Origin of the sequence: Chelativorans salis (genome assembly GCF_025336525.1) — a bacterium.
GTDB lineage: Bacteria > Pseudomonadota > Alphaproteobacteria > Rhizobiales > Rhizobiaceae > Chelativorans > Chelativorans salis.
On sequence record NZ_JAOCZP010000005.1, the window covers coordinates 281,259 to 301,829 of the forward strand.

Below are 20,571 nucleotides of genomic sequence, written 5' to 3' on the forward strand. Positions count from 1 at the left end.
CCCTCCGGGCGCGAGGTCGCGAGTGGCAGGCATCCCCCTATCCCTTTACGTATCCGAGACCTTCAACGATCTTTCCGCCCCGAACGCGCATGATGTTTACCCTCGAACCCGCTCCGTCTCGTTCTCTCCCCAGCGGAGTTTCCAACGGATGATCCCGCGGTCCTCGCTGGCCCAGATCTCCTCTGCCTCGAAGAGAAGGTTCGCCGAAGATGCGATGCCCTTCCAGAAATCGAGGCATGCCTCACGCCCGTCATATCGCGCGCCGTCCGGGGCTGGCGCCGTATTTTCGAGAACGCAATCTTCGCCAACTAGATCGTCGAGGTCTTCGGGACGGTGCGCCTCAAACGCGGCATGGAAACGTTCAATGATTTCACGGGTAACTTCGCTGTTGGTATTCATCCTCTCACCTCATTGAGTCATGCAGCCATTGGCTGGTGTCCGCTGACCGCCGGTCCGAACGCTGAGGGCGCTACGAACTGGGTGTGGGGTCGATGCGGTAGGTCCGCGGCGTCCCGTCCTTAGAACGGCTTTTCGGCCTTGTCGGCGCGATAGAGGCTCACCACGACCTCCCGGGGTTTCCCCCGCGGCCCTTTCGCGACCTTGCGCCAGGCGTCCAGTGCGGTCTGGTCGCGCCAGCATTCGAAGAGATTGACGCGCTCCGGATCGACCGCGTCAGCGCTTATGGAGAAGTCGAGACAGCCATCGTACGACCTCGCGCGTTTGACCATGTCCCTGAAGGCTTCCACTGCGCGGTCCCGCTTCTCGGCGTCGGTGCGGGTGTAGCCGGCTATGATGATCATGAACATTACTCCTTCCTTTAAAGCACAAGGGGTCGACCATCGCCCTCGCCGAGGCCGCACGGCATTGGACCGGTTCACTCAGGCAACGGTGCCGATTGACCCGGTGTCTTCACGGACACGGATCAGGCTGACGCCGCGGAGCGAGCCGCCGTCACCGAAATGGAAGCGTCAGCGAACATTGGCGCGGTCGCCCATCACGAAGGTGTCCTCCACCTCGAAACGGTTGACGCGGTCCGCCGCCATGCTCTGCCAGAACGTCAGGTTCACCTCATAACCTTCGTAGCGCGTGCCATCGGGCGCGGGCTGGATCGACTCCATGACGCAGTCCGGGGCGATGAGGCCTTCGAAGATTGCCGGATCGTGATCGAGGAACGCCTGGTTGAACCGGTGGACGATTGCTGAAGTTTCGTTCGCTTGCATGGTGTCCTATACAGAAAGATCTGTCTAAGTGTTGAACACTACAGACCTGTCTGTTAGAGTCAACCCATGAAAAGAAAAGACTCAGATGCCGGCGCTGCCGTCACTCCAGCACGCCGCCGCTTGTTCGATACTGCGACGAGGCTCTTCTACACGGAGGGTATCCATGCAGTGGGAATCGACCGCATCATTGCGGAAGCGGGCGTCGCCAAGGCGACGTTCTATAACCACTTCCCGTCGAAGGATGATCTCGTCCTTGCGTATATCGAAGAGCAGGATCGGCTCGGGCGGGAAGCCGTCGCAGCGCTCCCGAAGCAGCCTCCACGCAAAATGATCGCGGCGATCATGGGGCGCATCAGCAAGGCCGTGGTCGCGGGGGATTGGCGGGGATGTCCGTTCCTCAACGCGGCGGCCGAGTACCCCAGCCCGACCAGCCCCGTTCGGCAAGCCATTGATGCGCGGCGCGCGTGGTATCACGGCGTCCTCCGGCAGCTTCTTGCAGAGGATGGCGATCCAGCCCCTTCCGTCACCGCCTCGCTCCTCGTCGCCCTGTCAGACGGCCTGCTGGAAACCGCATACCTGGACAAGACCGAGGATGTCCCTTCCCTTGTCAGGGAAGCGGTAGCCAGACTGCTGGCCCGTCGTTGATTCACTGTTTGACCGCGAAGAACTCCAAATCGCAAAACTACAGTCGAGCCGTTCATTTGGTCCGCGCCGACGACTGAAATGGGGTCGCTCAGCTGAACGGCCGCTTGCTGCTACTTCGCCCCGATTGCGGACCGACGGCTTCCGGCCACTGCAGCCATTCCGGAACACATCCGAATAGCCGTTGCGCTGGGCCGTGCGCAGCGGGTTCTTCTCGCCATAGCCAGCGCCGGTGGCAGCGCCAACCTCCATCTCCATCAGCCGTTCGGCGGCAAAGCCGATCATCTCGCGCAGGATATCGGCGTCAGGGGTCTTCTCTACGAGCGTGCGCAGGTTCATCATGTCGTTGGTCATCGGTGGTTCCTTCGAATCAGGTTGGCGTGAGCAACCCAACCCTACCGGAGAACATCGATGACCACTGCTCGCCGCTCGCTCGCTACAGCGCTGTTGAGGGCGCTCGCGAGCGGCTTCGTCACCGCCGAGCTACACCACTCAGCGGGGCACGACCCGAGATCGAGCTAGTGATGCCGTCTGATACTTAGACATCAGCCAAATGACGGCCTGCGGTTAGAAGATGTTCACAGGCTGACAAATGGTCTGGAAGGGGCTGAAGGACGTCTGCTTCCGAAGCTTTCCTCGCCAGAAGCAGTCCGTCAACTTCCGGCCCCGTCGTCGGCTAAAAGCACGAGGAGGGTCTCGACTGGCCTGACCGAGACCTTAACCGTTTGACGGCAAAGATTGGGGCGGAAACCGGCCCATTGCATCGGAGCACTCGAACTGAAGTGCGTATGATCGGTCAAACCGTCACGACGATTTTGCCGAACTGTTCATTCGACTCCAAAAAGCGATGCGCCTCGACGACCTGGTCAAACTTGAATGTCTTGGCGATAGTGGGTTTAAGAGCGCCCGATTCCAGGCCTTCGAGGATGAATGCCTTGGCCGCCTCCAGCCGCGCCGGATCGCAGATGACCTCATGGACGAGGTAGCCCCGGACCGTGAGTGTTTTGCTCAAGACGGCGAACAGCGGGAAGGGAGTTTCTTCGGGGCTCAAGCCACCATATTCGATGAGTATGCCACCCCGTGACATCGCGGCCGTCAATGGCTCGAAGATCGGGCCGCCTACGGGATCGAATACGACTCGTACGCCCTCCGGGCCAGCGATGTCCTTCAGCCGGACTTCCAGATCTTCCTCCGCTGAGGCGATAACATGGTCAGCGCCGGCTTCGAGCAAGACCTCTTTTTTGGCAGACGTCCGCGTAACCGCGATGCGGGTCGCGCCGACCATATTTGCAATTTGGATCGCAGCAAGCCCGACACTGCTTGATGCTGCAGTGATAACCACAAAATCCTTCCTGCGGAGCTGGGCGATGTCGATCAGTGCGCCGTAAGCAGTGAGATACTGCATCCATATGGCAGCCGCCTCCTCCCAGCCGAGCGACGACGGGTGCTTGACGACCAGTTCGGCGGGAAACGTCGCGAGTTCGCCGTATGCCGGCCAGCGAACCATAGATGTCGGCGGCACCACACTGACGGCGTCTCCCGGCGCGAAACCGTCCACGCCCTCGCCGACGGTTTCGATGATACCAGCGGCCTCGAGACCGAGACCAGAAGGCAACGTCGGTGTCTCGATATAGGTGCCGTTGCGCAGAAGGACCTCGGCCCGATTGAGGCCCAGCGCCTTGACACGGATTTGGACCTCGCCCCGACCGGGCCCCGGAACATCGACATGCTCGATGCGCAGAACTTCGGGACCACCATGCTCATGAATGCGAACAACGCGCGCCATCCGGCTGTAACTCCAAAATGCTTGAACTGAATGAGCTATGCCAGCGCGCTAAATGCCGATAAAGAGGCGCAAGAGCAGCACAGCCGAAACCAAAAGTTTTTAATCATGGATCGCCTGACCAGCATGGCCGTGTTCGTTAAGGCCGCCGACCTGGGATCGTTCGCGGCAGCCGCGGCGGCGCTCGATCTGTCCGGACCGATGGTCGGCAAGCATGTCCGGTCTCTCGAAGAGCGTCTGGGGGTGCGCCTCATCAACCGCACCACGCGTCGCCATAGCCTGACGGAGTTTGGGCGCGCCTACTACGAACGTTGCCGGGTGGTGCTGGCCGAATCCGAAGCGGCCGATGCACTCGCGGCTGACCAGATTGCCGAGCCGCGCGGGAAGCTGCGTGTCACGATGCCCGTGCATTTCGGCCGGCGCTGCGTTGCCCCCGTGCTGTTGGACCTCGCGCAGCAATATCCTGCGCTAGAGCTCGATCTGTCGTTCAATGATCGTATCATCGACCTTTCGGACGGCGGCTACGATCTCGCCGTTCGGACCGGCAGTCTGGAGGACAAAGGCGGGGTGATTGCGCGCTGCATCGCGCACCAGCGCATGGTGGTCTGCGCGTCGCCGGCCTATATCGAGAGGCACGGCCAGCCGCGGCAGATCGAGGATCTGAGCAAGCACCATGCCGTGGTCTACCGCAGGTCAGGTCCCGTTCCGCCGTGGCTGTTTCCGCGCAGCGGCCAGCCTGAGGTGGCGGTCACGCCGCCCAACCGGTTGCGGCTCGATGACCTCAACGCAATCGCCGATGTGGCAGCTGCCGGCATGGGACTGGCCTGGCTGCCCTACTGGTTGGTTCGCGAACGCATTCTGGCCGGCGTGCTGGTCGAACTCCTGCCCGATGGGCCAGGATTCCTTTATAACGCCTATGCGCTATGGCTGGAGACATCTCACCTGCCGCTGAAAATCCGTCTAGCCATCGACGCGCTGGCGGCGGCATTGCCCAAGTACATGACATGAAAAAATGGGCGGCCTTCGACACGAAGAGACTTGAATGGCGGCTCAGGGTCCGTCAGCTGAACGGCCGCTTATCGGCATTTCGTTCTGATTGCGGACCGGCGGTTAGCGGCGCCGCTCACGCCGAAAAGTAGCCCGACCGCTTCCCGTTGGGACTGTCCCTGCGGATGATCAGGCCGCATTCGACCAGCGCGGCGAGATGCCGGCGCAGCGCCGGCATGCCGTTGGCGCGGGCCATCAACTGCTCGTTTGACTCAGCAAGACGCAGCCCCCTACTGTTCAACCATAGTTTGAGGCACTGAACGGCGGGAGGGGTCAGTATCAGATGCCCGGCACTTTGGAAGGGCCGTTGGGGATTCTGCGGCGGTGTTGTTCTGCCTTGGGCAGCCGCAACGCTGCGTATCGCTCCTTCGACGTCAGGGCCAAGTTAAGAGTTCATATGAATAGAGCGGGTGCTTGTTGTGCCACTCTTTTGCTTGCATGTGCGATACTGGTAGTTGCATCGGAAACCCCACATTCATTTACTGGCCCCGATCATTTCGCATGTAGTTCTCCGAGCGAACTTCGAAAGGCCATTCGCAATCTGAGCGACGAGCAATTCATAAAACAGAGCAAGCTCTGCAGAAATTCTGAGTCAACTTGGAAAGACTTTCTTGTTAGATCTGGCGGAAAGCCATTCCGAGGGTCTGACTCCATGTATGTTTTCCGATTTTCCTTCTCAGAGCATTTCGCGTCGGGCCGCTTGTCGCGGTATCCTCAGTGTCAATCGATGACATTTTCGTGTTGGGTTCATGCACAGATCAATTTTTTACTTCCTGATATTATTGTGAGTATCGGTAGTTCAGCCGACAGTTCATATCCGTACATCTCCAAAGAACTTACCAGTGGGCCATAGGAGCCGTCATGGGAATCGTTACTATCGAAAGAAATCCAGTACACACTGCCCGATATCCCGTTGGTTGGCATCTGTACCTCGTCTATCGTCCGAGTGACGGTGCGCCCATGGATACATGGAAGGTAATACGTGCGGGACGTAGAGAAGACAGCAACTCTCCATCGGGTCTCACTCTCGATATAACAATTGGAAACCTGCAAGCCTCCCCGGATCGGTATGACATTGAAGACACTGGAGTAAGGCGGGGGGGGCCGCGTGCTGGGTACCGGGGATTGATGTGTGCATCCATAGTTTTTTTGATGCACACTTGAAGCTGGGTGCATCAATATATAATTTGATGCACACGCAGCGAGAAATGAAGAGACATGGCAATCATTACTCACAGTCGTCCGGCCGTAGTGGCCTACCAGGACCTGCTGCGGCTTCACCTCGACGAAAAGGCCTCCAGCCTGGTTGGCACCATCGAAGAGCGACAGCGCAACGGACGAACCTATCTCTATGAGCGCTTCCGGATCGGGACCGAGATGATGAGCCGGTATCTCGGCGAAGACAAACCGGAGTTGCGTGCGCGTCTGGAACGCGCGGAAGCGCTGAAAGCCGACGCGGACGCGCGCCGGAAGCAGATGGCGAGGCTTACCAGGACGCTCCGGGCCGAAGGCTTCATCACGACCGATCGCGAGACCGGTTCGTTACTTCTCGCTTTTTCTCGGGCAGGGGTGTTCCGGCTTGGTGGCACACTCGTGGGGACATCGGCCTACAGCTTTTACCAGGGCGACCTCGGCGTGCGCATGGATTACGAGGAACTGGCCCAAACCGGCGACATTGATTTCGCCAGTTTCGAGCGCCTCTCGGTTGTTCTGGAAGATGAGGTTGAAGAGAACCCAGCCGATATTCTCAAGTTTCTCAAGTTCGACCCGGTTCCGGGTATAAACGATCGGCAGGTTTGGAAATGGCGGCAGAGCCATTCGGAAGCAATGGTAGAGTTCCTGACACCGGCCTTCGGCGAGGAAACGGTCAAGCCGCTGCCAGCATTGGGGGTGAGTGCCCAAGCCCTGAACTACCTGAACTTTCTGATCGCGGACCCGATTCACGCGGTCGCTCTCTACCGCTCCGGCATTCTGGTCCAAGTCCCGAGGCCCGAGCGGTTCGCCATTCATAAGCTGATCGTGGCCGATCGGCGCCATGGTGGGCCCGATCAGTTGAAGGCTCGAAAGGACCGGACCCAGGCCGAGTTCCTGATTGCGATTCTTTCCGAGGACCGTCCAGACGAGCTCGCAGAAGCCTATGAGGACGCGCTATCGCGTGGTCCTCGCTGGCGTGACCGGATCAAGGCAAGTTTGAAACGCATGCCCGAGACGGCAGAACGGCTTTCGGCCCTGGTTTGATACACTGAGAAGGCTCCTGTCTGGCGCCGCGCCCCTCCCGCGCGCGCGAGTTCGTTCTCTGACCCAAGAGACCTTGCTCTCCTTAAGGTTAATGGCCGCTTCGCGCCTCCTTTGTCGGTCATTCCAACGCGCCCGTCCGTGAACCAAAAGCCGACATCGCATGTGCCGAGGTCATAGGCGAGTTTTGCGTACTTTCCAGACTTTCGCCGTGTGGCGACATTCCTTTCTGCTGGAGCTTGTTGCGTTCATTCGATGGCAGCACCGATCAGCGCTACTGTTTGAGTTCGGCTCGGCAGATGGCATAGAACTGTTCCGCCAACTCGGCGAGTGTGATCTCACCCAAACTACCGATCAGCAGCCGTTCGGCTCGATCCAGCGCATCCGCGACTGCGCTGTTGACGACCCGTTCGACCGCGCAGGATGGATTGTCGTTGTCTAGGCCAATCGCGAAGATATGGCGACCGCCGACCGCCCGGTGAATGTCCAGCAAAGTCGTTTTGTTAAGGTCGCAGGCAATCGTCCAGCCGCCCCCCTGTCCAGTGACAGATTGAACATAGCCGTGGGCGCGCAAGCCAGCCATGGTCCGACGAACGACAACAGCGTTCGTCTGAAGCATTCCGGCGATTTGCTCGGATGTATACGGGCGATCATGGCGGGCCATGTGCAGCAGGACGTGGAGCATGCGGGATAAGCGGCTATCGGTTCTCATGACACCCTTTGTGAAATGTCAGCCGAATCGGCGTTCTTCTGATTGGCGGTTCGCCGCTCTATCTCTCTCTCCAGCAGATACATGACGACGTGCGGGCCAACATTGGTGCCAGCAGCAGATGCGTGAGCGAGATGAGCGGCGGGATCGGCAGCGTTTCCGACGGCAAAAATCCCTGGTCTGCTTGTCCGTCCGGCGCTGTCGACCCGCGCCAATCCCATTTCGTCGACATCGCACAAGCTTGCGGCGAGATCTGAGGCCGCTACCATATCAGCGGCAATCCACGCGGCGTCGCAGGCGATCGAGTTCCCCTTGCGTGTTATGAGCGCTTCAAGGCGCTCGCCGCTGTGAACCAGTCCCGTCACCTCGTCGGCTATCACGTCGATATCCAGAAGCCGCAAGCGATCGAGCTCGACGTCGGTGAACGCATGCTCCGAAACCACTGTCACATCGCGAGACCACATCCAAACCCATGATGCCATGTGGACCAGCCTCTTCGGCACTCCGAAGACCACGAAGCGCTTTCCTTGCACCTCATAGCCATCAAAGCAAGGACAGACGCGAAGATCTCGACCCCAGGACATGGGTAATCCCGAAAGCGGAGGCAGCTTGTCGATCAGCCCGGTTGCAAGAACAACGGTGCGAGCAAGCGTTACCGAATGGCCGTGATAAACCTCGAAAAGGCCGTCGGCGCGTGGCGTCACGGACGCTACCCGCTGGCGTTTGATCTCGATCCCATATTTGTGAACCTCGGCGCGCGCTCGAGAAAGAACCTCCTGGGGCGGCAACCCATCGAAGCCGGGATATTCACGGACTTCCTCAACGCTTTCGATTCGAGTTTTTCCGCCATCGAATACGATCGTCGACCGGCCTGCTCTGCCGAGAAACAAAGCGGCGCTTAGGCCCCCAACACCCGCGCCGACGATCGCCGCGTCCACAATACGCTCCATACCACTGTCTCGCTCTAGATTTCGTTCGGGCCGCGAGCATAGAGCGTACAGCGAAATTCGCAACATCAAATGTTACAAATCGATGCGAAAAACTACGATTGCTCCGGATGACTGCTTCGTCGACCCAGTTAAGGCCCTTTCTTCCGCAGGTCCTTTACGACATCGAGAAAAGCCCGCAGTGCCGGCGGCACGGCTCGATGTCCGGGATAGTAGACCGCAACCCCTTCCGGAGCGGGCATCCACGCGGTCAGGACCTTGCGCAGCCGGCCATCGGACAGGGCCGTTTCTGCAGCCCAATCCGCTACATAGGCGATGCCCAGACCCTCCATAGCGGCTTCGACCATCAGTTCCTCGTCATCGAGGACGATGGGGCCGCTTGCGTCTATCACGAGTTCCTGGCCGGCGCGTTCGAACTCCCATCGATAGAATTTGCCGCTGGGCATGCGGTGGCCGATGCAATGGTGGCGCTGCAATTCCTCAGGCGTTCCCGGGTCGCCGAAGCGATCGAGATAGGCGGGCGAGGCGACGCAGATGAACGCCAACGGGCGTGCAAACGGCACGGCGATCATGTCCTTGGGGACCGATCCGAGAAGGCGCACGCCGGCATCGAACCCGCTGGACACGATATCAATGAGCCGCCCCTCGACGACGATATCCACCGTCACGTCCGGATGGCGCTCCGCCATCTGCGGAAGAACCCCGCGAACGAGAAACGCGGCCACCAATCGCGGTGCGTTGATGCGGACAGTGCCCGCGACATTGCCCCGGAATCCCACGACGCTGTCGAGCGCCTCGTCCAGCGAGGCGAGCGCCGGCTGAAGGCGGCCGAGCAACTGGAAACCGGCTTCCGTCGGCGAGACGCTGCGCGTGGTGCGGTTCAGAAGGCGCACGCCCATGCGCTCTTCGAGCGCACGCATCGCATGGCTCAATGTGGAAGGTGCCGTGCCGATCTCATCCGCTGCACGGCGGAAGCTGCGGTGCGTGGCAACGGCCACGAAGGCGGTGAGATCGTTGAGCGACGGGCGGGACATTGATGGGGATTTTGCATCATCTCATGCCGATTTCAACGTCTAATGCACGCAATACGATTGCCCTATCTCCTCCCTGGAACAACTTGGAGATATGAGAAATGGAAAAGACCTGGCTCATAACGGGTGTGTCGTCCGGTCTAGGCCGGCTGCTGGCGGAGAAGGCCCTGATCAGGGGGGACCGCGTCGTCGGTACCAGCCGCAGCGAGGATGCGCTTGTCGACCTGCGGGCACGTTACCCCCAACAGCTTCGCATCATCGCAATGGACCTCAGGGACCAGAGCTCGGTCCGTGCGGCAGTCGACCACGCCTTCGCTGCGTCCGCTCGGATCGACATCATGGTCAGCAATGCCGGCTACGGCCTGCTCGGCGCTGCGGAAGAGGCCGGCGATGTGCAGGTCCGGGACATCATCGAGACCAATCTCATCGGCTCGATCACACTCATCCAGGCGGCGCTGCCGCATCTGCGCGGCCAGGGTGGTGGCCGGATTCAGCAGGTGTCGAGCGAGGGAGGCCAGATCGCCTACCCGGCTTTCAGCCTCTATCACGCGACCAAGTGGGGCATCGAGGGGTTCGTGGAATCCGTGGCGCAGGAGGCCGCTCCCTTCGGAATCGAATTCACCCTGGTTGAACCCGGGCCGGCGCGAACCGGGTTCGGCGGCAATCTCGCGCGGGCCGAGCCGCTCGCGGCCTATGCGGGAACCCCCGCCGATCAAGTCCGCGAGGCGCTCCGTGGCTCCTGGGTGATCAAGGGCGACCCCAACCGCATGACAGACGCGATGATCGGGCTGGCCGACCGGGATCGGCCGCTTCCGAAGCGGCTGGTGCTCGGTGCCGAGGCCTATGCGGGCATCCGCAGGGCACTTAGCGGGCGCATCGAGGAACTCGACAGGCAGAAGGACATCGCGGTCGCGGCGGATTTCACCGACGAGGAGCTGGCGCGGCTGTGATCCAGTCTTTCCCGCCGATCCAGAGCTGCACGCCGCCGTCGTGCAGCTCTCCGCCCTTTGAAACCCGATAGATCACCCCGGCTCCAACCGGCCCTCTTTTCATGAAAGCAAGGAACACGAAATGCCTACACGTGACGCCATCTATCCGGCCAACCGCCACGCGTTGTACGATATTCACCGATATTCCGCGGCCATTCGGTCCGGCGATCTTCTCTTCGTGTCGGGTCAGGTCGGGAGCCGTGAGGACGGCTCGCCCGAGCCCGTATTCGAGGATCAGGTTCGGCGGGCCTTCGCCAATCTGCGCGAGGTCCTGGCCGCCGCCGATTGCAGCTTCGACGATGTTGTCGACGTCACCACCTTCCACACCAACCCGGACGAACAGATCGAAACGGTGCTGGCCGTCCGGGCAGAAGAAATCGGCGAGCCTCCCTATCCGAACTGGACGGCGGTAGGCGTCAACTGGCTTGCGGGCTTCGACTTCGAGATCAAGGTCATCGCCCGCATCCCCTCGACCACCAGCAGTCAGCCAGCGGACAAGCGCTGATCGCTCACCCCGGCAGTTTCGCGATTGTTCCCGACGACGGCAGGGGAGCTTTCAGGCTTCCCTGCAAGCAGCATAGAACGCCAATAGCCAATACGCTGCTCAAACTGGGCAAGTTGAGGCCCAATCCGATTGAATGTGCGGGTAAAGCAGCTGGAACGTTGAGTTATCGCGGGGGCGCAGAGCCGCCGCGCTAACCCAACTTCGCTAGTGCGGAAGCAAACCAGATGACCACAAGGAGGTCGTCAGCTGAACGGCGGCTTATTCATTTTTCGGCCAGAACCGGACAGGCAGCAAACGGCCCCGGTTGAACCCTTGGAGCGGTCGGACTGGATCGCGCCCTCATTTCGGCGCCCTTTCCTGAAAGCAGACATTGCAGGCGACCGAGCTGGAGATCTCGGCCGCGCATGAGCGGAAATTACGCGAGGTGGTCTTTGGTTTTCTTACAACGCAAGCGTTGCTATCTGACCTTGATGACAACCTTGCCCTTGGCCCGTCCTGTTTCAACGTATGCCAGGGCCTCATTGGTTTTTTCGAAGGGAAAGACCCGATCCATGACCGGGCGGATCGTTCCGGATTCGATAAGGCTCGTGATTTTGCTTAACTGATCACCCTGCGCCCACATGAAAAGGAACGAATAGCTGACACCTGCGCGTTTGGCTTTGGTCCGAATACCGCGGCTCAGCAGACGCAGAATCAGCTTGAGCACCAGATTCAGCCCCTTCTTCTTGGCAAATTCGGTATCCGGCGGGCCGGAGATGGAGATGAGCTTGCCGCCCGGTTTCAGCACCCGCAGCGATTTTTCGAGCGTTTTGGCGTCCTGACTGTTTACGACGACGTCGTAGCCGGAGAGAACTTTCTTGAAGTCGTCCCTCCTGTAACCGATGACGATATCGGCGCCGAGACTTTTGACCAGATCGGCGCTCGCCGCGCCCGCCGTCGTCGCAACGGTTGCGCCGAGGTGCTTGGCAAGCTGGATGGCGAACGTCCCAACGCCGCCGGAGCCAGCCTGGATGAAGATTTTCTGGCCTTTCTTCAGATTGGCCCTGTCGACCATCACTTGCCAAGCGGTAAGTCCGACCAGAGGGATAGAGGCGGCTTCCTCCATGCTGAGGTTTTTCGGCTTCAGCGCTACGTCTGCTTCATTGATGGCGATGTATTCGGCGAACGTTCCTATGCGGCCGTCGCGCGGCCGCGAATAGACTTCGTCGCCGGGTTTGAACTTGCGCACTTTCGATCCAACCCGGACTATCGTCCCGGCCACGTCATGGCCGAGGATGAACGGCGAACGATAGGGCAGGATGGGTTTGAGCTCTCCGGCTCTGACCTTGGAATCCAGCAGATTCACTCCTGCAGCATGGATCTCGACCAGGACATCGCTGTCCTGGAGAACCGGCACCGGCATCTCGGCCAACCGCAGAATGCCCTTCTTATTATACTTGTCGACAACGAATGCCTTCATGGCAGTTGCTTTCCAAAGAGGATGTTGGGCGATCCGGCAAGGAACACCCAGCTAATCGCCGGACAGCCGCCCCACGGAGAGGCGTGTTGTGTTCAGACCGGCAAGCGGAACTGCTTACGCAGGCTTTTGTCGAACATCTCTGAGGGGGCGAAGCGGCGCAGAATGCTGACCTGCCGCGCTGCCTTGCCGGCGGTGTAGCGCCGTTGCGGACTAACATCGGTCGCGGCCCTGACGACCACATCCGCCACCACTTCCGGCCGGTCGGCCTTAGGCATCACATCGCGAAGGAGTGCGTCGACCTCGGCCCGAGCGCGATCGTATTCCTTCAATACCGAATCCGGCTCGATCCCGTTCTGATCGAAGATGGTGCGGACATATGCCGGCTCGATGACCGAGACACGAATATTGAAGGCACGAACCTCGTGATCGAGCGATTCGGAATAGCCTTCAAGCGCGTGCTTGGCGGCGGAATAGTGAGCCGAGTACGGCGCGGGGACCAATCCCAGGATCGAGCCTATGTTGATGATGCGCCCTTCGCCGTGCCTTCGCATCAAAGGCAACACCGCATTGGTCATCCGCATGACGCCGAACAGATTGACGTCGAACAGAGCTTGAACCTGGGCGACCGAGGATTCCTCGGCGCCTCCAAGCATACCGATGCCGGCATTGTTGACCAAGAGGTCGATCCGGCCGGCCTGCGAGAGCACCGTCGAAACGAGCGCATCGACGGAGGCGCCGTCCGTCACGTCGCAAACCAGCATGGTTACCCCATTCGGGCCGCTGCCGACCGTGCGGCGACTTGTCCCAAATACAGTGAATCCCGCTCGCGCCAAGGCCTCGGCGCTGGCGCGGCCGATGCCCGAGGAGGCTCCTGTGACGAGTGCAACGCCACGATCGGTTCTGGTCATTTTCGTTTTTCCTTCTCTTCAGGGTGGAACGCTACCAAGAGCCGTGTTACTATCATTTTGATACGAAGTCACTATCAAAATGGTATCGACATGAAAAATGTTGCCGAAGCCACCTGTCCCATCGCGCGCAGCGTCGCCTTTGTTGGCGACGCATGGAGCTTGTTGATCCTTAGGGACGCGAGTCTCGGGCTCACCCGCTTCGATGATTTCCGCAAAAGCCTGGGCATAGCGCCGACTATGCTGACCCGGCGGCTGGCGACGCTGACGGAGGAGGGATTGCTGGAAAAACGGCGCTATTCCGAGCGCCCGCCAAGGGATGAATATTTGCTGACCGGCGCCGGACGGGATTTCCTGCCGGTGCTGTTCATGATCGGCGATTGGGGACGAAAGCATCGCGGCAAGGGCAAACTGACGCGTTTCGTGGACGCCGAGACCGGAGAAGAAATCCAGCCGATTGCCGTGGACACTGCGACAGGGGCCAGAATCGGCACCCGTCCCATCAGGGTTGTCGCGGCGGAATAGCCTAAGCGCCTTTGGTCGAACTTTCCCTTTGGCGTCCGGACGCTGGCGCGGCCGATGCCCGAGGTTGGCATCCTGAGCGGCGGAAAAAGCTGCAGTTGTGGCAACGCCAAAGGGCTCGCAACATTCGCAAGTGCATGGTGGGGAAAGGTCTGCGCCGGGTCAGATTGGAACGGCACCTAAACTTGTCAAAAGTCTGCTAACGTGCTCTGGATGCCAGAAACTGACGGTCAGCGTCCGGCCCCCCAAGTCGCCCTCGACGACCTCCGAATGTGTCAAGATGACGTGCGGGCTATGACGGTTACTTCAGCGGCCACACCTCAACAACACCGTGTGCAACGGCGCAGGGAGTTCGTGACGCCATATCCACGGCCTCAGCCAAATTGGCGGCTTCGATGATAGAAAACCCAGCCACCGGCAGCGACGACTTCATAAACGGGCCATCTGCCGTTTCAACCTGAGCGGAGTTGGGGTTTCTCACTTGCACAGGAGCGCCCGCGATACCCATCAACGCTCCGTCTTTCTGCAACTTCGCGTCGTGCGCATGGGTTGCGTCTCGAACGGCCACTGCGGTGCGGTCGTATCCCTCACGGTCTCCATATCCAATCATCACGAATTTTTGCACAGTCGCTCCCTTCAGGTTCTTGGTGAACTGCCGAGCCTTGCTCGCAAGGCGTGCATTTTGGTCGCCAATTGAAGCGCAACTTAGATCGGCTCTCTCCGGGCCTTCACTTGGCCCTGAGAGAGCAGCTTTCCACCCGTCTTTGCAGCTTGCGACGACGCGTTTGAAACAGAACTACCAATTGGGTTTCAGCAGCGTCCGCGGTAGCGAATGGCCGATTTTCTCGTCCTCGATCTGAAACCGGACCGACTGCAACCGGCCCCTTACCCGGCGACGCGGTCTTAACCGCCAGATCTCGAAAGGAGGTTCAATTCGGAGCGCAGATGATTCGGGTCGGACAGCGCCGTTTCGATCGCCGCATGGAGATGCCGCCAGATCGGCACCGCCTCGGCCAGAACCGCCCGACCGGCTGGCGTCAGCCGCAGCAGTCGGGCTCGCCTGTCCGTCGGATCGGGCGCCGTCTCGACGAGGGCACGACGCTCCAGCGGCTTGAGATTGGCAGTCAAGGTCGTCCTGTCCATCGCCAGCAGCGCCGCCACGCTGCCGAGGTTCGGTGGTTTCGGCCGATTGAGCGACATGAGGAGAGAGAACTGCCCGCTGGTTATGCCGGCGGGCTTTAACGCGACATCGAAACGGCGTGCCAGCGCACGCGCTGCCCTCTGCGTATGCAGGCACAGGCAGGTGTCACGTACCAGGAGGGTGGTTTCGAAGGCAGGGTTGGCAGGAGCGTGCATCTGAAAGGTTGACATCCATAAACTTGTTACGTTGATATCAACATAGATGAAGGAAGGCAATCGACGGCTGCTTTCCCAAAGATCTAACCTAGAAGGAAGCGGACCATGCCCGCGGTGCAGCCATTCCTCATATTCCAGGGCGGCCATCCCGAAAGGGCGATGAACTTCCATGTCTCGCTGTTCGACGGCAGCGAGGTTCTCGATGTCACGCGCTGGCGGAAGGGCGAGCAGGGCGGAGTGCAGTCCTGGCAGCTCAATCACTGACGCGCGCCGAAGCACCAACCAAAAGGAGACGATAATGAAGATCGTGACCAGCCTGAGTTTCCAAGGCCAGTGCCGCGAGGCATTCGAGTTCTACGCCAAGGTCCTGGGCGGAAAGATCACCGCCGCCATGCCTTATGGCGATGGCCCCCCCGACATGCCGATTACCGACGAGAAGTACAAGACCTGGCTGATGCACTGTTGGCTCGATGTAGGGGACCAGGCGCTGATGGGCGCCGACATGGACACCGGATGGGCACCCAACGTCGACAAACCCAAAAATGGCTTCGACGTTACCCTCCATACCGAGGACAAGGCCGAAGCCCAACGCTGGTTCGATCAACTGTCCGAAGGCGGCAAAGCTGTCATGCCTTTCGGCGAGACCTTCTGGTCTCCCGGCTTCGGCTCTCTGATCGACAGGTTCGGGGTCCCGTGGATGGTCAACGTCATTCCATCGGCTGACTGGAGGCCATCGCAGGGCTGATCCCATCCCAAGCCGATAGAAGAATGCAACCGGATGTCCGCGGCGCCGGTGGCGCCGCGCGCCGGCTGCTTTTGGCAACTTCGTTCCGATAGCGGACGGGCAAGTTTCGGCCCCACTGCAGCCATTCCGGAACACGTCCGCATAGCCGCTCCTGGCGCTGCCTACGGTTCGATAGCTTAGCTGGAAGTCCAGATCATCTTTGGGTACTCGATCGCGCGAGAGCGTGTTGCAGCGCGATTCCGAACGCATGTGGATATGCCTCAACAAATGAATTCGGTTGCAGGACTGTATTGGCGGCAGCTCCTCCGCTACCATCAATACAGTCTTAGGCGCCTCACCCGATTTGCGATTTGGCAGGTTGATAAGCTCTGCGAGCGCGCCATGCACTCTTACCCCCAACCTGTCCCCTGCCCTCCTTTGGCACGATCTCAATACCGGTGACCAGCGAGCGGATGATGTTCGCCGCTTCACGGCGCTCGCTATACAGAACAGCGGTTTCTTGTTGCTCACCAAAGACTGGTCTATTGATGAGCGTCAGGCATTCGCCAAAGCGGCAGAGCGACTGCTTGAACGGTCGAGAGCAACCCATTTGGCACCACAGTAGCGCTCAGTTGGCCCAGTTTCATGTTGCACGCCGTGCAAGGTGCAGAACTTCTGAATTTTGCACCGAACTCTGCTCCTGCTTATGAGTAAGCGAACAGAATAAGCGATCAAGGGACACCTTAATGGCTCGACATGACTTTGACCCCGCAACCGTCATGCCGGACGAGCGCCAGGCGGCAAAAGAACGACTTTTCGATCCCTTACTTCCTGGTCCGTGGCGCGGTCACATTGCCGGAGAATTGCTGGGCGCATCAAACACGGTCTTGGCGTACGGCAATGGCACGCCTGGGGAAGGACCAAGGTTGCATGTTCACCCCTATGATGAGATTTTCATCATTGTACAGGGGCACGCGCGCTTCTTCGTGGGAGACAAGGTGATAGATGCGGAAGCCGGCGATGTTGTGCTCGGCCCGAAAGGTGTACCGCATCGATTTGAGAACCTCGGTCCTGGTCGGCTCCAGACAATCGACGTCCATCTGTCTCCCCGATGGCTCCAGGCCGATATTTAGGGCGATGGAAATGAGATTGGAGGGTCATCTTGATGAAATCGCAGCGGGTCAAATTGACTGACGTTATTGGTGTTGGTCCGAACTCATTGGCCGCGACGGGAGTATCGACTGTGGGGCGCACAGCGACCCACGCATCGCCACTAGCCTGACTGCGTCCAGGATAGGGATAGGCTGATCTCAACGGCCGATTTTGGGCGCATATTGGTCTAAATGTTGGGTATCTAGGCGGTCAATCTCGGTAGGTCCAATCGGTAACGACGGCGACCTGCTTGAAGACACCATCGACTCCATTGGCTGTCGGATCGGCCCGCTGGAGCCACTCCTCTGCCCATGCGATCCACTCTTCAACGCTGCGTCCATCGATCTCGGCGGCGGACTCGGTGTCCATTGATCGCAATGCCGTCAGGAAATCGCGCACGGCGGCGAGTTCGTGCCAATCCTGTGCCAGCTCCCTGAATTTTCGCCAGCGGTTAGCGTCTCGCTTGCGTCGTTGCTGCTCCTCATAGCGGCGCTGCTCGGCGAGTTGGCGCTCGCGCTCTGCCGCCTCTCGATCCTTGCGTTGTTGAACGAGCAATGGCCCGGCTGCCACGAAAGTGGCCAGGATGTCCGGCAGCATACTCTCCATTGGCTGCTTTTCGGATTCAAGCCATTGGCGTGGAAGGCCTGCCGGCCATTGCCAGGTCTTGATCTCAAAAACCAGCCATCCCGTCGGCACCAGTTCCTTCCTCCAGCCGTTGTCGCCGGGTGAGCGCCATCGCTTCTCGTCGTCGGTCAGAGGCCGCCGTTCCTGCCTTTGCTTCTCGCGAACCTGGAACTCCACCTTTTCGCCCACGACTTCGGCATACAGGACGCCTCGCTCTCCCTGCGCGACCTTTCCGCCTTGGCGCTCAATCGCCTTGAAAAGCGCATCCAGAATGCGATGCTTGCGACGGTCCGTTTCGGTGAACTCGCTCGGACGGTACAGATTGCGCATCCATGGATCGCGTTCGTTGCGGGCCTGCCGCTTCTTTTCCTCATACTCAGCAAGCCATGACGCGATCACCGTGTGTGGTCTCAGAAGACGCTCGGGTACTACAAGGGCGGATGCGCTCGCGCGGGCTCTGTCCGCCTGTTGCTTCACCTCCGGTGGCAACTCGATGAGAGGCGGCGGCAAAGGTGTCGGACGGATAGTGATGGAGCGTGCGCTGCTCGATTTCGGCAATGGCGTCTGTTTCGGCGCTTTGCCCACGGCATGCTTCGCCCAATATCCACGCGGCGGATACGGGATATCCTCCCGATCGCAAATCTTGGCGAGACCATTGCCGCTGATCCCATATTCCTGAGCCAATCGCGACATCGGCGTCGTCCACACCGCGCTATGGAGCTCCTCTCGTGTCATTGTGGTCGGTTGTGTTGGACGTGGCTTTGGCGTGGTCTGCACAGGATTCTCAGGCGCGTCCATTGGAGTCTTCTGTGCCATGCCGAGGGCGCTCGCCGGATCCGCTGTGACATGTTTAGGTTTGCGCCTAACCCCCTGCTTCTCGGTATCCAGCACTAGCGGCTCAACACATCCAGATGGTGTTGGCGGTAAAGGGGGCTGTTCTATGGGCTTTCCGAACTCTTTCCGCACCCAGTGCCCGGACGACGGCGTTGGGATATCGGCACGTCGCAGCAATGTGCTGAGGATCGCCGTGGTGGTCCCGAGTTCGGTGACCAGGTGCGACATCGGCCTTGACCAGACGCGGTCATAGAGTTCTTGACGGGTAAAGCGGTGTTCCATGGAGATCAGGCGGAGCGGCTATCGTGTGTGCTCGACAAACGGATGCAAGCAATATTCCATAGAACATAATAAGAACAAGTGATAGCCTGAAAAAGGTCAAAATTCGCCATACGACCGTATGCGATTCGAACTTTTTCACCGCCGAACGCCGCCGTTTCTACGCTTTTTCACACACATGCTATTTCCCGCTCTTTGCACGAGCGTAGTCTCGATAGCGTATTTTGGCGCGCCAGACGAGATTCGAACTGCCTTTCAGGTCAGTGTCCGGTACGAGCAGGCCCATGGGTTTCCAGATTTCAATGTCTGCGTTATATCGCATCATTCGGCCGTTGGGCTCTGCAGAATGCGAAGCCTTGGCAGTGCGGAACAAGCTCGCAAGTGCGGTGATGCGCCTCCCCGAGGGCGGGAAGCGGCGCTAAGCCATTTGTTATATCTTGATATGTAGTGATTTATGACGAAAGTGGTTGCGGGGGCGCGCAACCGTCGATATCAGAAAGGGCTTTTCGAGGTGGCGGCATGATGGGCCAAGATAGTCCAATTATGCTCTCAATAGTTCGTCCCAGAGTGCGGCTTGGTTTGCCCACTCCCTACCGCTCAGTGTGCCATCGTGACTGCCGGATCCGAGATGAGGGTTGGAAGGCGCTGACGCCGGGGCGCGGAAGTCGACCACGCGATCCGATGCCGGCGCATTTTTGCTCGACGCTGATGCGCTATTGATGAGTGACCCCTCTTGACCGCATCGACAATGCAACTGACGCCGCAGCCATAATCGGTCAGTCGTTCATCATACCGGATGCTTCTGCGAAGCGAACAACCCTCACTGCCAGATGTTGATCGTGGCCAGTGTCCGCATCAAGTGATCGGAGAGAAGGCTCTCGGCAAGTTTCGCGTCTCGCGCGGCGATTGCCTCGACAATCGCCGAAAGGTCCTTGTGTGTCTGCGTGCGCACCGGCTGCGGCGCAGGTTTTTCGGTTTCCCTGCCATCGAAGGCAACGGCCCGCCGGTCGGCTAGGATGCTCTCCATGATCTGCATGAGAAACCGGTTTTTGGTCGCCGCGAACATCTGCTCGTGGAGCGCATAGATGCTTTCCTTGAAGTCGGCCCAGGTCGTCGCATCGAGGACGTTTTCGAGCATCTGCCGCATGGCTGCTACATCGCCTTCATCGGCACGGCTGACCACTAAATGCATCATGGCGGGCTCGAAAAGGAGCCGCCCCTCGACGATTTCCACGAAGGAGGGTACGGCGTCATGCGTGCCAGCGTCGGTCTGGTCCATGCGCTCGAAGACCTGGTCGGCATCTTCGGTAAGGAAGGTCCCTGCCCCGACGCGGCGGCGCACCAGCCCTTCGCGCTCCATCATCGAAAGCGCGCTGCGCACGGCGGTGCGGCTCGTCCTCAGCTGGCTCGCCAGCTCGCGCTCGTTGGGCAGCTTGGAGCCCGGTATCATGATGCCATCGCGGATCGCCCGCAGAAGCGCGCGATAGACGAGCGAAGGCGTAGCCCTCTCCTGTGAGGTCACGACATTGAGTTCGATGGGGCGGGCGCTGGTGTCCATTTTCTCTTCTGAACGAGTCGAATGCGCTTGAGAAACCCTGTCTTATGCGT

General features: G+C 59.7%; 21 protein-coding genes and 3 pseudogenes. 9 read left to right on the plus strand and 15 right to left on the minus strand.

Going from position 1 to position 20,571, the window contains the following annotated elements; translation table 11 throughout:
- Positions 1 to 37: 37 nt before the first annotated feature.
- The 3 genes and pseudogenes from N5A92_RS17700 to N5A92_RS17710 form a co-directional block, all read right to left on the minus strand.
- Positions 38 to 399, minus strand: a pseudogene (locus N5A92_RS17700) (nuclear transport factor 2 family protein).
- A gap of 119 nt (positions 400 to 518) precedes the next feature.
- Positions 519 to 806, minus strand: a complete 288-nt coding sequence (locus N5A92_RS17705) for a putative quinol monooxygenase (protein WP_260905090.1) — start codon at positions 804 to 806, stop codon at positions 519 to 521.
- A gap of 162 nt (positions 807 to 968) precedes the next feature.
- Positions 969 to 1,220 (minus strand): nuclear transport factor 2 family protein, encoded by a 252-nt coding sequence (locus tag N5A92_RS17710; RefSeq protein WP_260905091.1) that lies wholly within the window; start codon positions 1,218 to 1,220, stop codon positions 969 to 971.
- Positions 1,221 to 1,286: 66 nt separating this feature from the next.
- Here N5A92_RS17710 and N5A92_RS17715 point away from each other — a divergent pair, with 66 nt between their 5' ends.
- Positions 1,287 to 1,865, plus strand: a complete 579-nt coding sequence (locus N5A92_RS17715; protein WP_260905092.1) for a TetR/AcrR family transcriptional regulator — start codon at positions 1,287 to 1,289, stop codon at positions 1,863 to 1,865.
- A gap of 168 nt (positions 1,866 to 2,033) precedes the next feature.
- Here the strand turns inward: N5A92_RS17715 and N5A92_RS17720 are convergent.
- Both N5A92_RS17720 and N5A92_RS17725 read right to left on the minus strand, forming a co-directional pair.
- Positions 2,034 to 2,216 (minus strand): annotated as a pseudogene (locus tag N5A92_RS17720) (transposase); the annotation flags it as partial.
- Between the two features lie 442 nt (positions 2,217 to 2,658).
- Positions 2,659 to 3,648, minus strand: coding sequence for a zinc-dependent alcohol dehydrogenase family protein (locus N5A92_RS17725; protein WP_260905093.1), 990 nt, complete (start codon positions 3,646 to 3,648; stop codon positions 2,659 to 2,661).
- 105 nt (positions 3,649 to 3,753) lie between these two features.
- Between N5A92_RS17725 and N5A92_RS17730 the strand changes: the two genes are divergently transcribed.
- Positions 3,754 to 4,653, plus strand: coding sequence for a LysR family transcriptional regulator (locus tag N5A92_RS17730; protein WP_260905277.1), 900 nt, complete (start codon positions 3,754 to 3,756; stop codon positions 4,651 to 4,653).
- A 136-nt stretch (positions 4,654 to 4,789) separates the two neighbouring features.
- Here the strand turns inward: N5A92_RS17730 and N5A92_RS17735 are convergent.
- A pseudogene (locus tag N5A92_RS17735) lies at positions 4,790 to 4,903 on the minus strand (helix-turn-helix domain-containing protein); the annotation flags it as partial.
- A gap of 1,007 nt (positions 4,904 to 5,910) precedes the next feature.
- Between N5A92_RS17735 and N5A92_RS17740 the strand changes: the two are divergent.
- Positions 5,911 to 6,930 carry a nucleotidyltransferase family protein gene (locus tag N5A92_RS17740; protein ID WP_260905094.1) on the plus strand — a complete coding sequence of 340 codons (1,020 nt, stop codon included), beginning with the start codon at positions 5,911 to 5,913 and terminating at the stop codon, positions 6,928 to 6,930.
- Positions 6,931 to 7,201: 271 nt separating this feature from the next.
- On the opposite strand, the gene N5A92_RS17745 is transcribed toward N5A92_RS17740, so the two are convergent.
- The 3 genes from N5A92_RS17745 to N5A92_RS17755 form a co-directional block, all read right to left on the minus strand.
- On the minus strand, positions 7,202 to 7,639 hold the full coding sequence (locus N5A92_RS17745) for an Rrf2 family transcriptional regulator (RefSeq protein WP_260905095.1): 438 nt from the start codon (positions 7,637 to 7,639) through the stop codon (positions 7,202 to 7,204).
- A complete protein-coding gene (locus N5A92_RS17750; protein WP_260905096.1) occupies positions 7,636 to 8,586 on the minus strand; it encodes an NAD(P)/FAD-dependent oxidoreductase in 951 nt (316 codons plus the stop codon). The genes N5A92_RS17745 and N5A92_RS17750 overlap by 4 nt, the downstream gene beginning before the upstream one ends.
- A 128-nt stretch (positions 8,587 to 8,714) precedes the next feature.
- Entirely contained in the window at positions 8,715 to 9,617 is a 903-nt protein-coding gene (locus N5A92_RS17755) for a LysR family transcriptional regulator (RefSeq protein WP_260905097.1), read from the minus strand.
- 98 nt (positions 9,618 to 9,715) lie between these two features.
- Between N5A92_RS17755 and N5A92_RS17760 the strand changes: the two genes are divergently transcribed.
- Together N5A92_RS17760 and N5A92_RS17765 are read left to right on the plus strand one after the other, a co-directional pair.
- The gene (locus tag N5A92_RS17760; protein ID WP_260905098.1) at positions 9,716 to 10,564 is read left to right on the plus strand and encodes an SDR family oxidoreductase; all 849 of its coding nucleotides are present in this window, start codon (positions 9,716 to 9,718) and stop codon (positions 10,562 to 10,564) included.
- A 121-nt stretch (positions 10,565 to 10,685) separates the two neighbouring features.
- On the plus strand, positions 10,686 to 11,108 hold the full coding sequence (locus N5A92_RS17765; RefSeq protein ID WP_260905099.1) for a RidA family protein: 423 nt from the start codon (positions 10,686 to 10,688) through the stop codon (positions 11,106 to 11,108).
- Positions 11,109 to 11,565: 457 nt separating this feature from the next.
- Here the strand turns inward: N5A92_RS17765 and N5A92_RS17770 are convergent, their stop codons facing one another.
- Together N5A92_RS17770 and N5A92_RS17775 are read right to left on the minus strand one after the other, a co-directional pair.
- Positions 11,566 to 12,567: an NADP-dependent oxidoreductase gene (locus N5A92_RS17770; protein ID WP_260905100.1), complete on the minus strand. Its 1,002-nt coding sequence runs from the start codon at positions 12,565 to 12,567 to the stop codon at positions 11,566 to 11,568.
- Positions 12,568 to 12,659: 92 nt separating this feature from the next.
- Positions 12,660 to 13,475 (minus strand): oxidoreductase, encoded by an 816-nt coding sequence (locus N5A92_RS17775; RefSeq protein WP_260905101.1) that lies wholly within the window; start codon positions 13,473 to 13,475, stop codon positions 12,660 to 12,662.
- 90 nt (positions 13,476 to 13,565) lie between these two features.
- Here N5A92_RS17775 and N5A92_RS17780 point away from each other — a divergent pair, with 90 nt between their 5' ends.
- Positions 13,566 to 13,997 (plus strand): winged helix-turn-helix transcriptional regulator, encoded by a 432-nt coding sequence (locus tag N5A92_RS17780; protein ID WP_210328580.1) that lies wholly within the window; start codon positions 13,566 to 13,568, stop codon positions 13,995 to 13,997.
- Between the two features lie 298 nt (positions 13,998 to 14,295).
- Here the strand turns inward: N5A92_RS17780 and N5A92_RS17785 are convergent, their stop codons facing one another.
- Both N5A92_RS17785 and N5A92_RS17790 read right to left on the minus strand, forming a co-directional pair.
- On the minus strand, positions 14,296 to 14,619 hold the full coding sequence (locus tag N5A92_RS17785) for a YciI family protein (RefSeq protein WP_260905102.1): 324 nt from the start codon (positions 14,617 to 14,619) through the stop codon (positions 14,296 to 14,298).
- A 278-nt stretch (positions 14,620 to 14,897) separates the two neighbouring features.
- Positions 14,898 to 15,350 carry a MarR family winged helix-turn-helix transcriptional regulator gene (locus N5A92_RS17790; protein WP_260905278.1) on the minus strand — a complete coding sequence of 151 codons (453 nt, stop codon included), beginning with the start codon at positions 15,348 to 15,350 and terminating at the stop codon, positions 14,898 to 14,900.
- A 105-nt stretch (positions 15,351 to 15,455) separates the two neighbouring features.
- Here N5A92_RS17790 and N5A92_RS17795 point away from each other — a divergent pair, with 105 nt between their 5' ends.
- The 3 genes from N5A92_RS17795 to N5A92_RS17805 all read left to right on the plus strand — a co-directional run bounded on the left by N5A92_RS17795 (position 15,456) and on the right by N5A92_RS17805 (position 17,207).
- Complete coding sequence (locus N5A92_RS17795; protein ID WP_260905103.1) at positions 15,456 to 15,614, plus strand: VOC family protein; 159 nt, start codon at positions 15,456 to 15,458, stop codon at positions 15,612 to 15,614.
- A gap of 34 nt (positions 15,615 to 15,648) precedes the next feature.
- Complete coding sequence (locus N5A92_RS17800) at positions 15,649 to 16,095, plus strand: VOC family protein (protein WP_260905104.1); 447 nt, start codon at positions 15,649 to 15,651, stop codon at positions 16,093 to 16,095.
- A 725-nt stretch (positions 16,096 to 16,820) separates the two neighbouring features.
- Entirely contained in the window at positions 16,821 to 17,207 is a 387-nt protein-coding gene (locus N5A92_RS17805; RefSeq protein WP_260905105.1) for a cupin domain-containing protein, read from the plus strand.
- Between the two features lie 229 nt (positions 17,208 to 17,436).
- Here N5A92_RS17805 and N5A92_RS17810 read toward each other — a convergent pair whose 3' ends face one another.
- Positions 17,437 to 18,666, minus strand: a complete 1,230-nt coding sequence (locus N5A92_RS17810) for a hypothetical protein (protein ID WP_260905106.1) — start codon at positions 18,664 to 18,666, stop codon at positions 17,437 to 17,439.
- Positions 18,667 to 19,783: 1,117 nt separating this feature from the next.
- Positions 19,784 to 20,521: a FadR/GntR family transcriptional regulator gene (locus N5A92_RS17815; protein WP_260905107.1), complete on the minus strand. Its 738-nt coding sequence runs from the start codon at positions 20,519 to 20,521 to the stop codon at positions 19,784 to 19,786.
- Between the last annotated feature and the right edge of the window lie 50 nt (positions 20,522 to 20,571).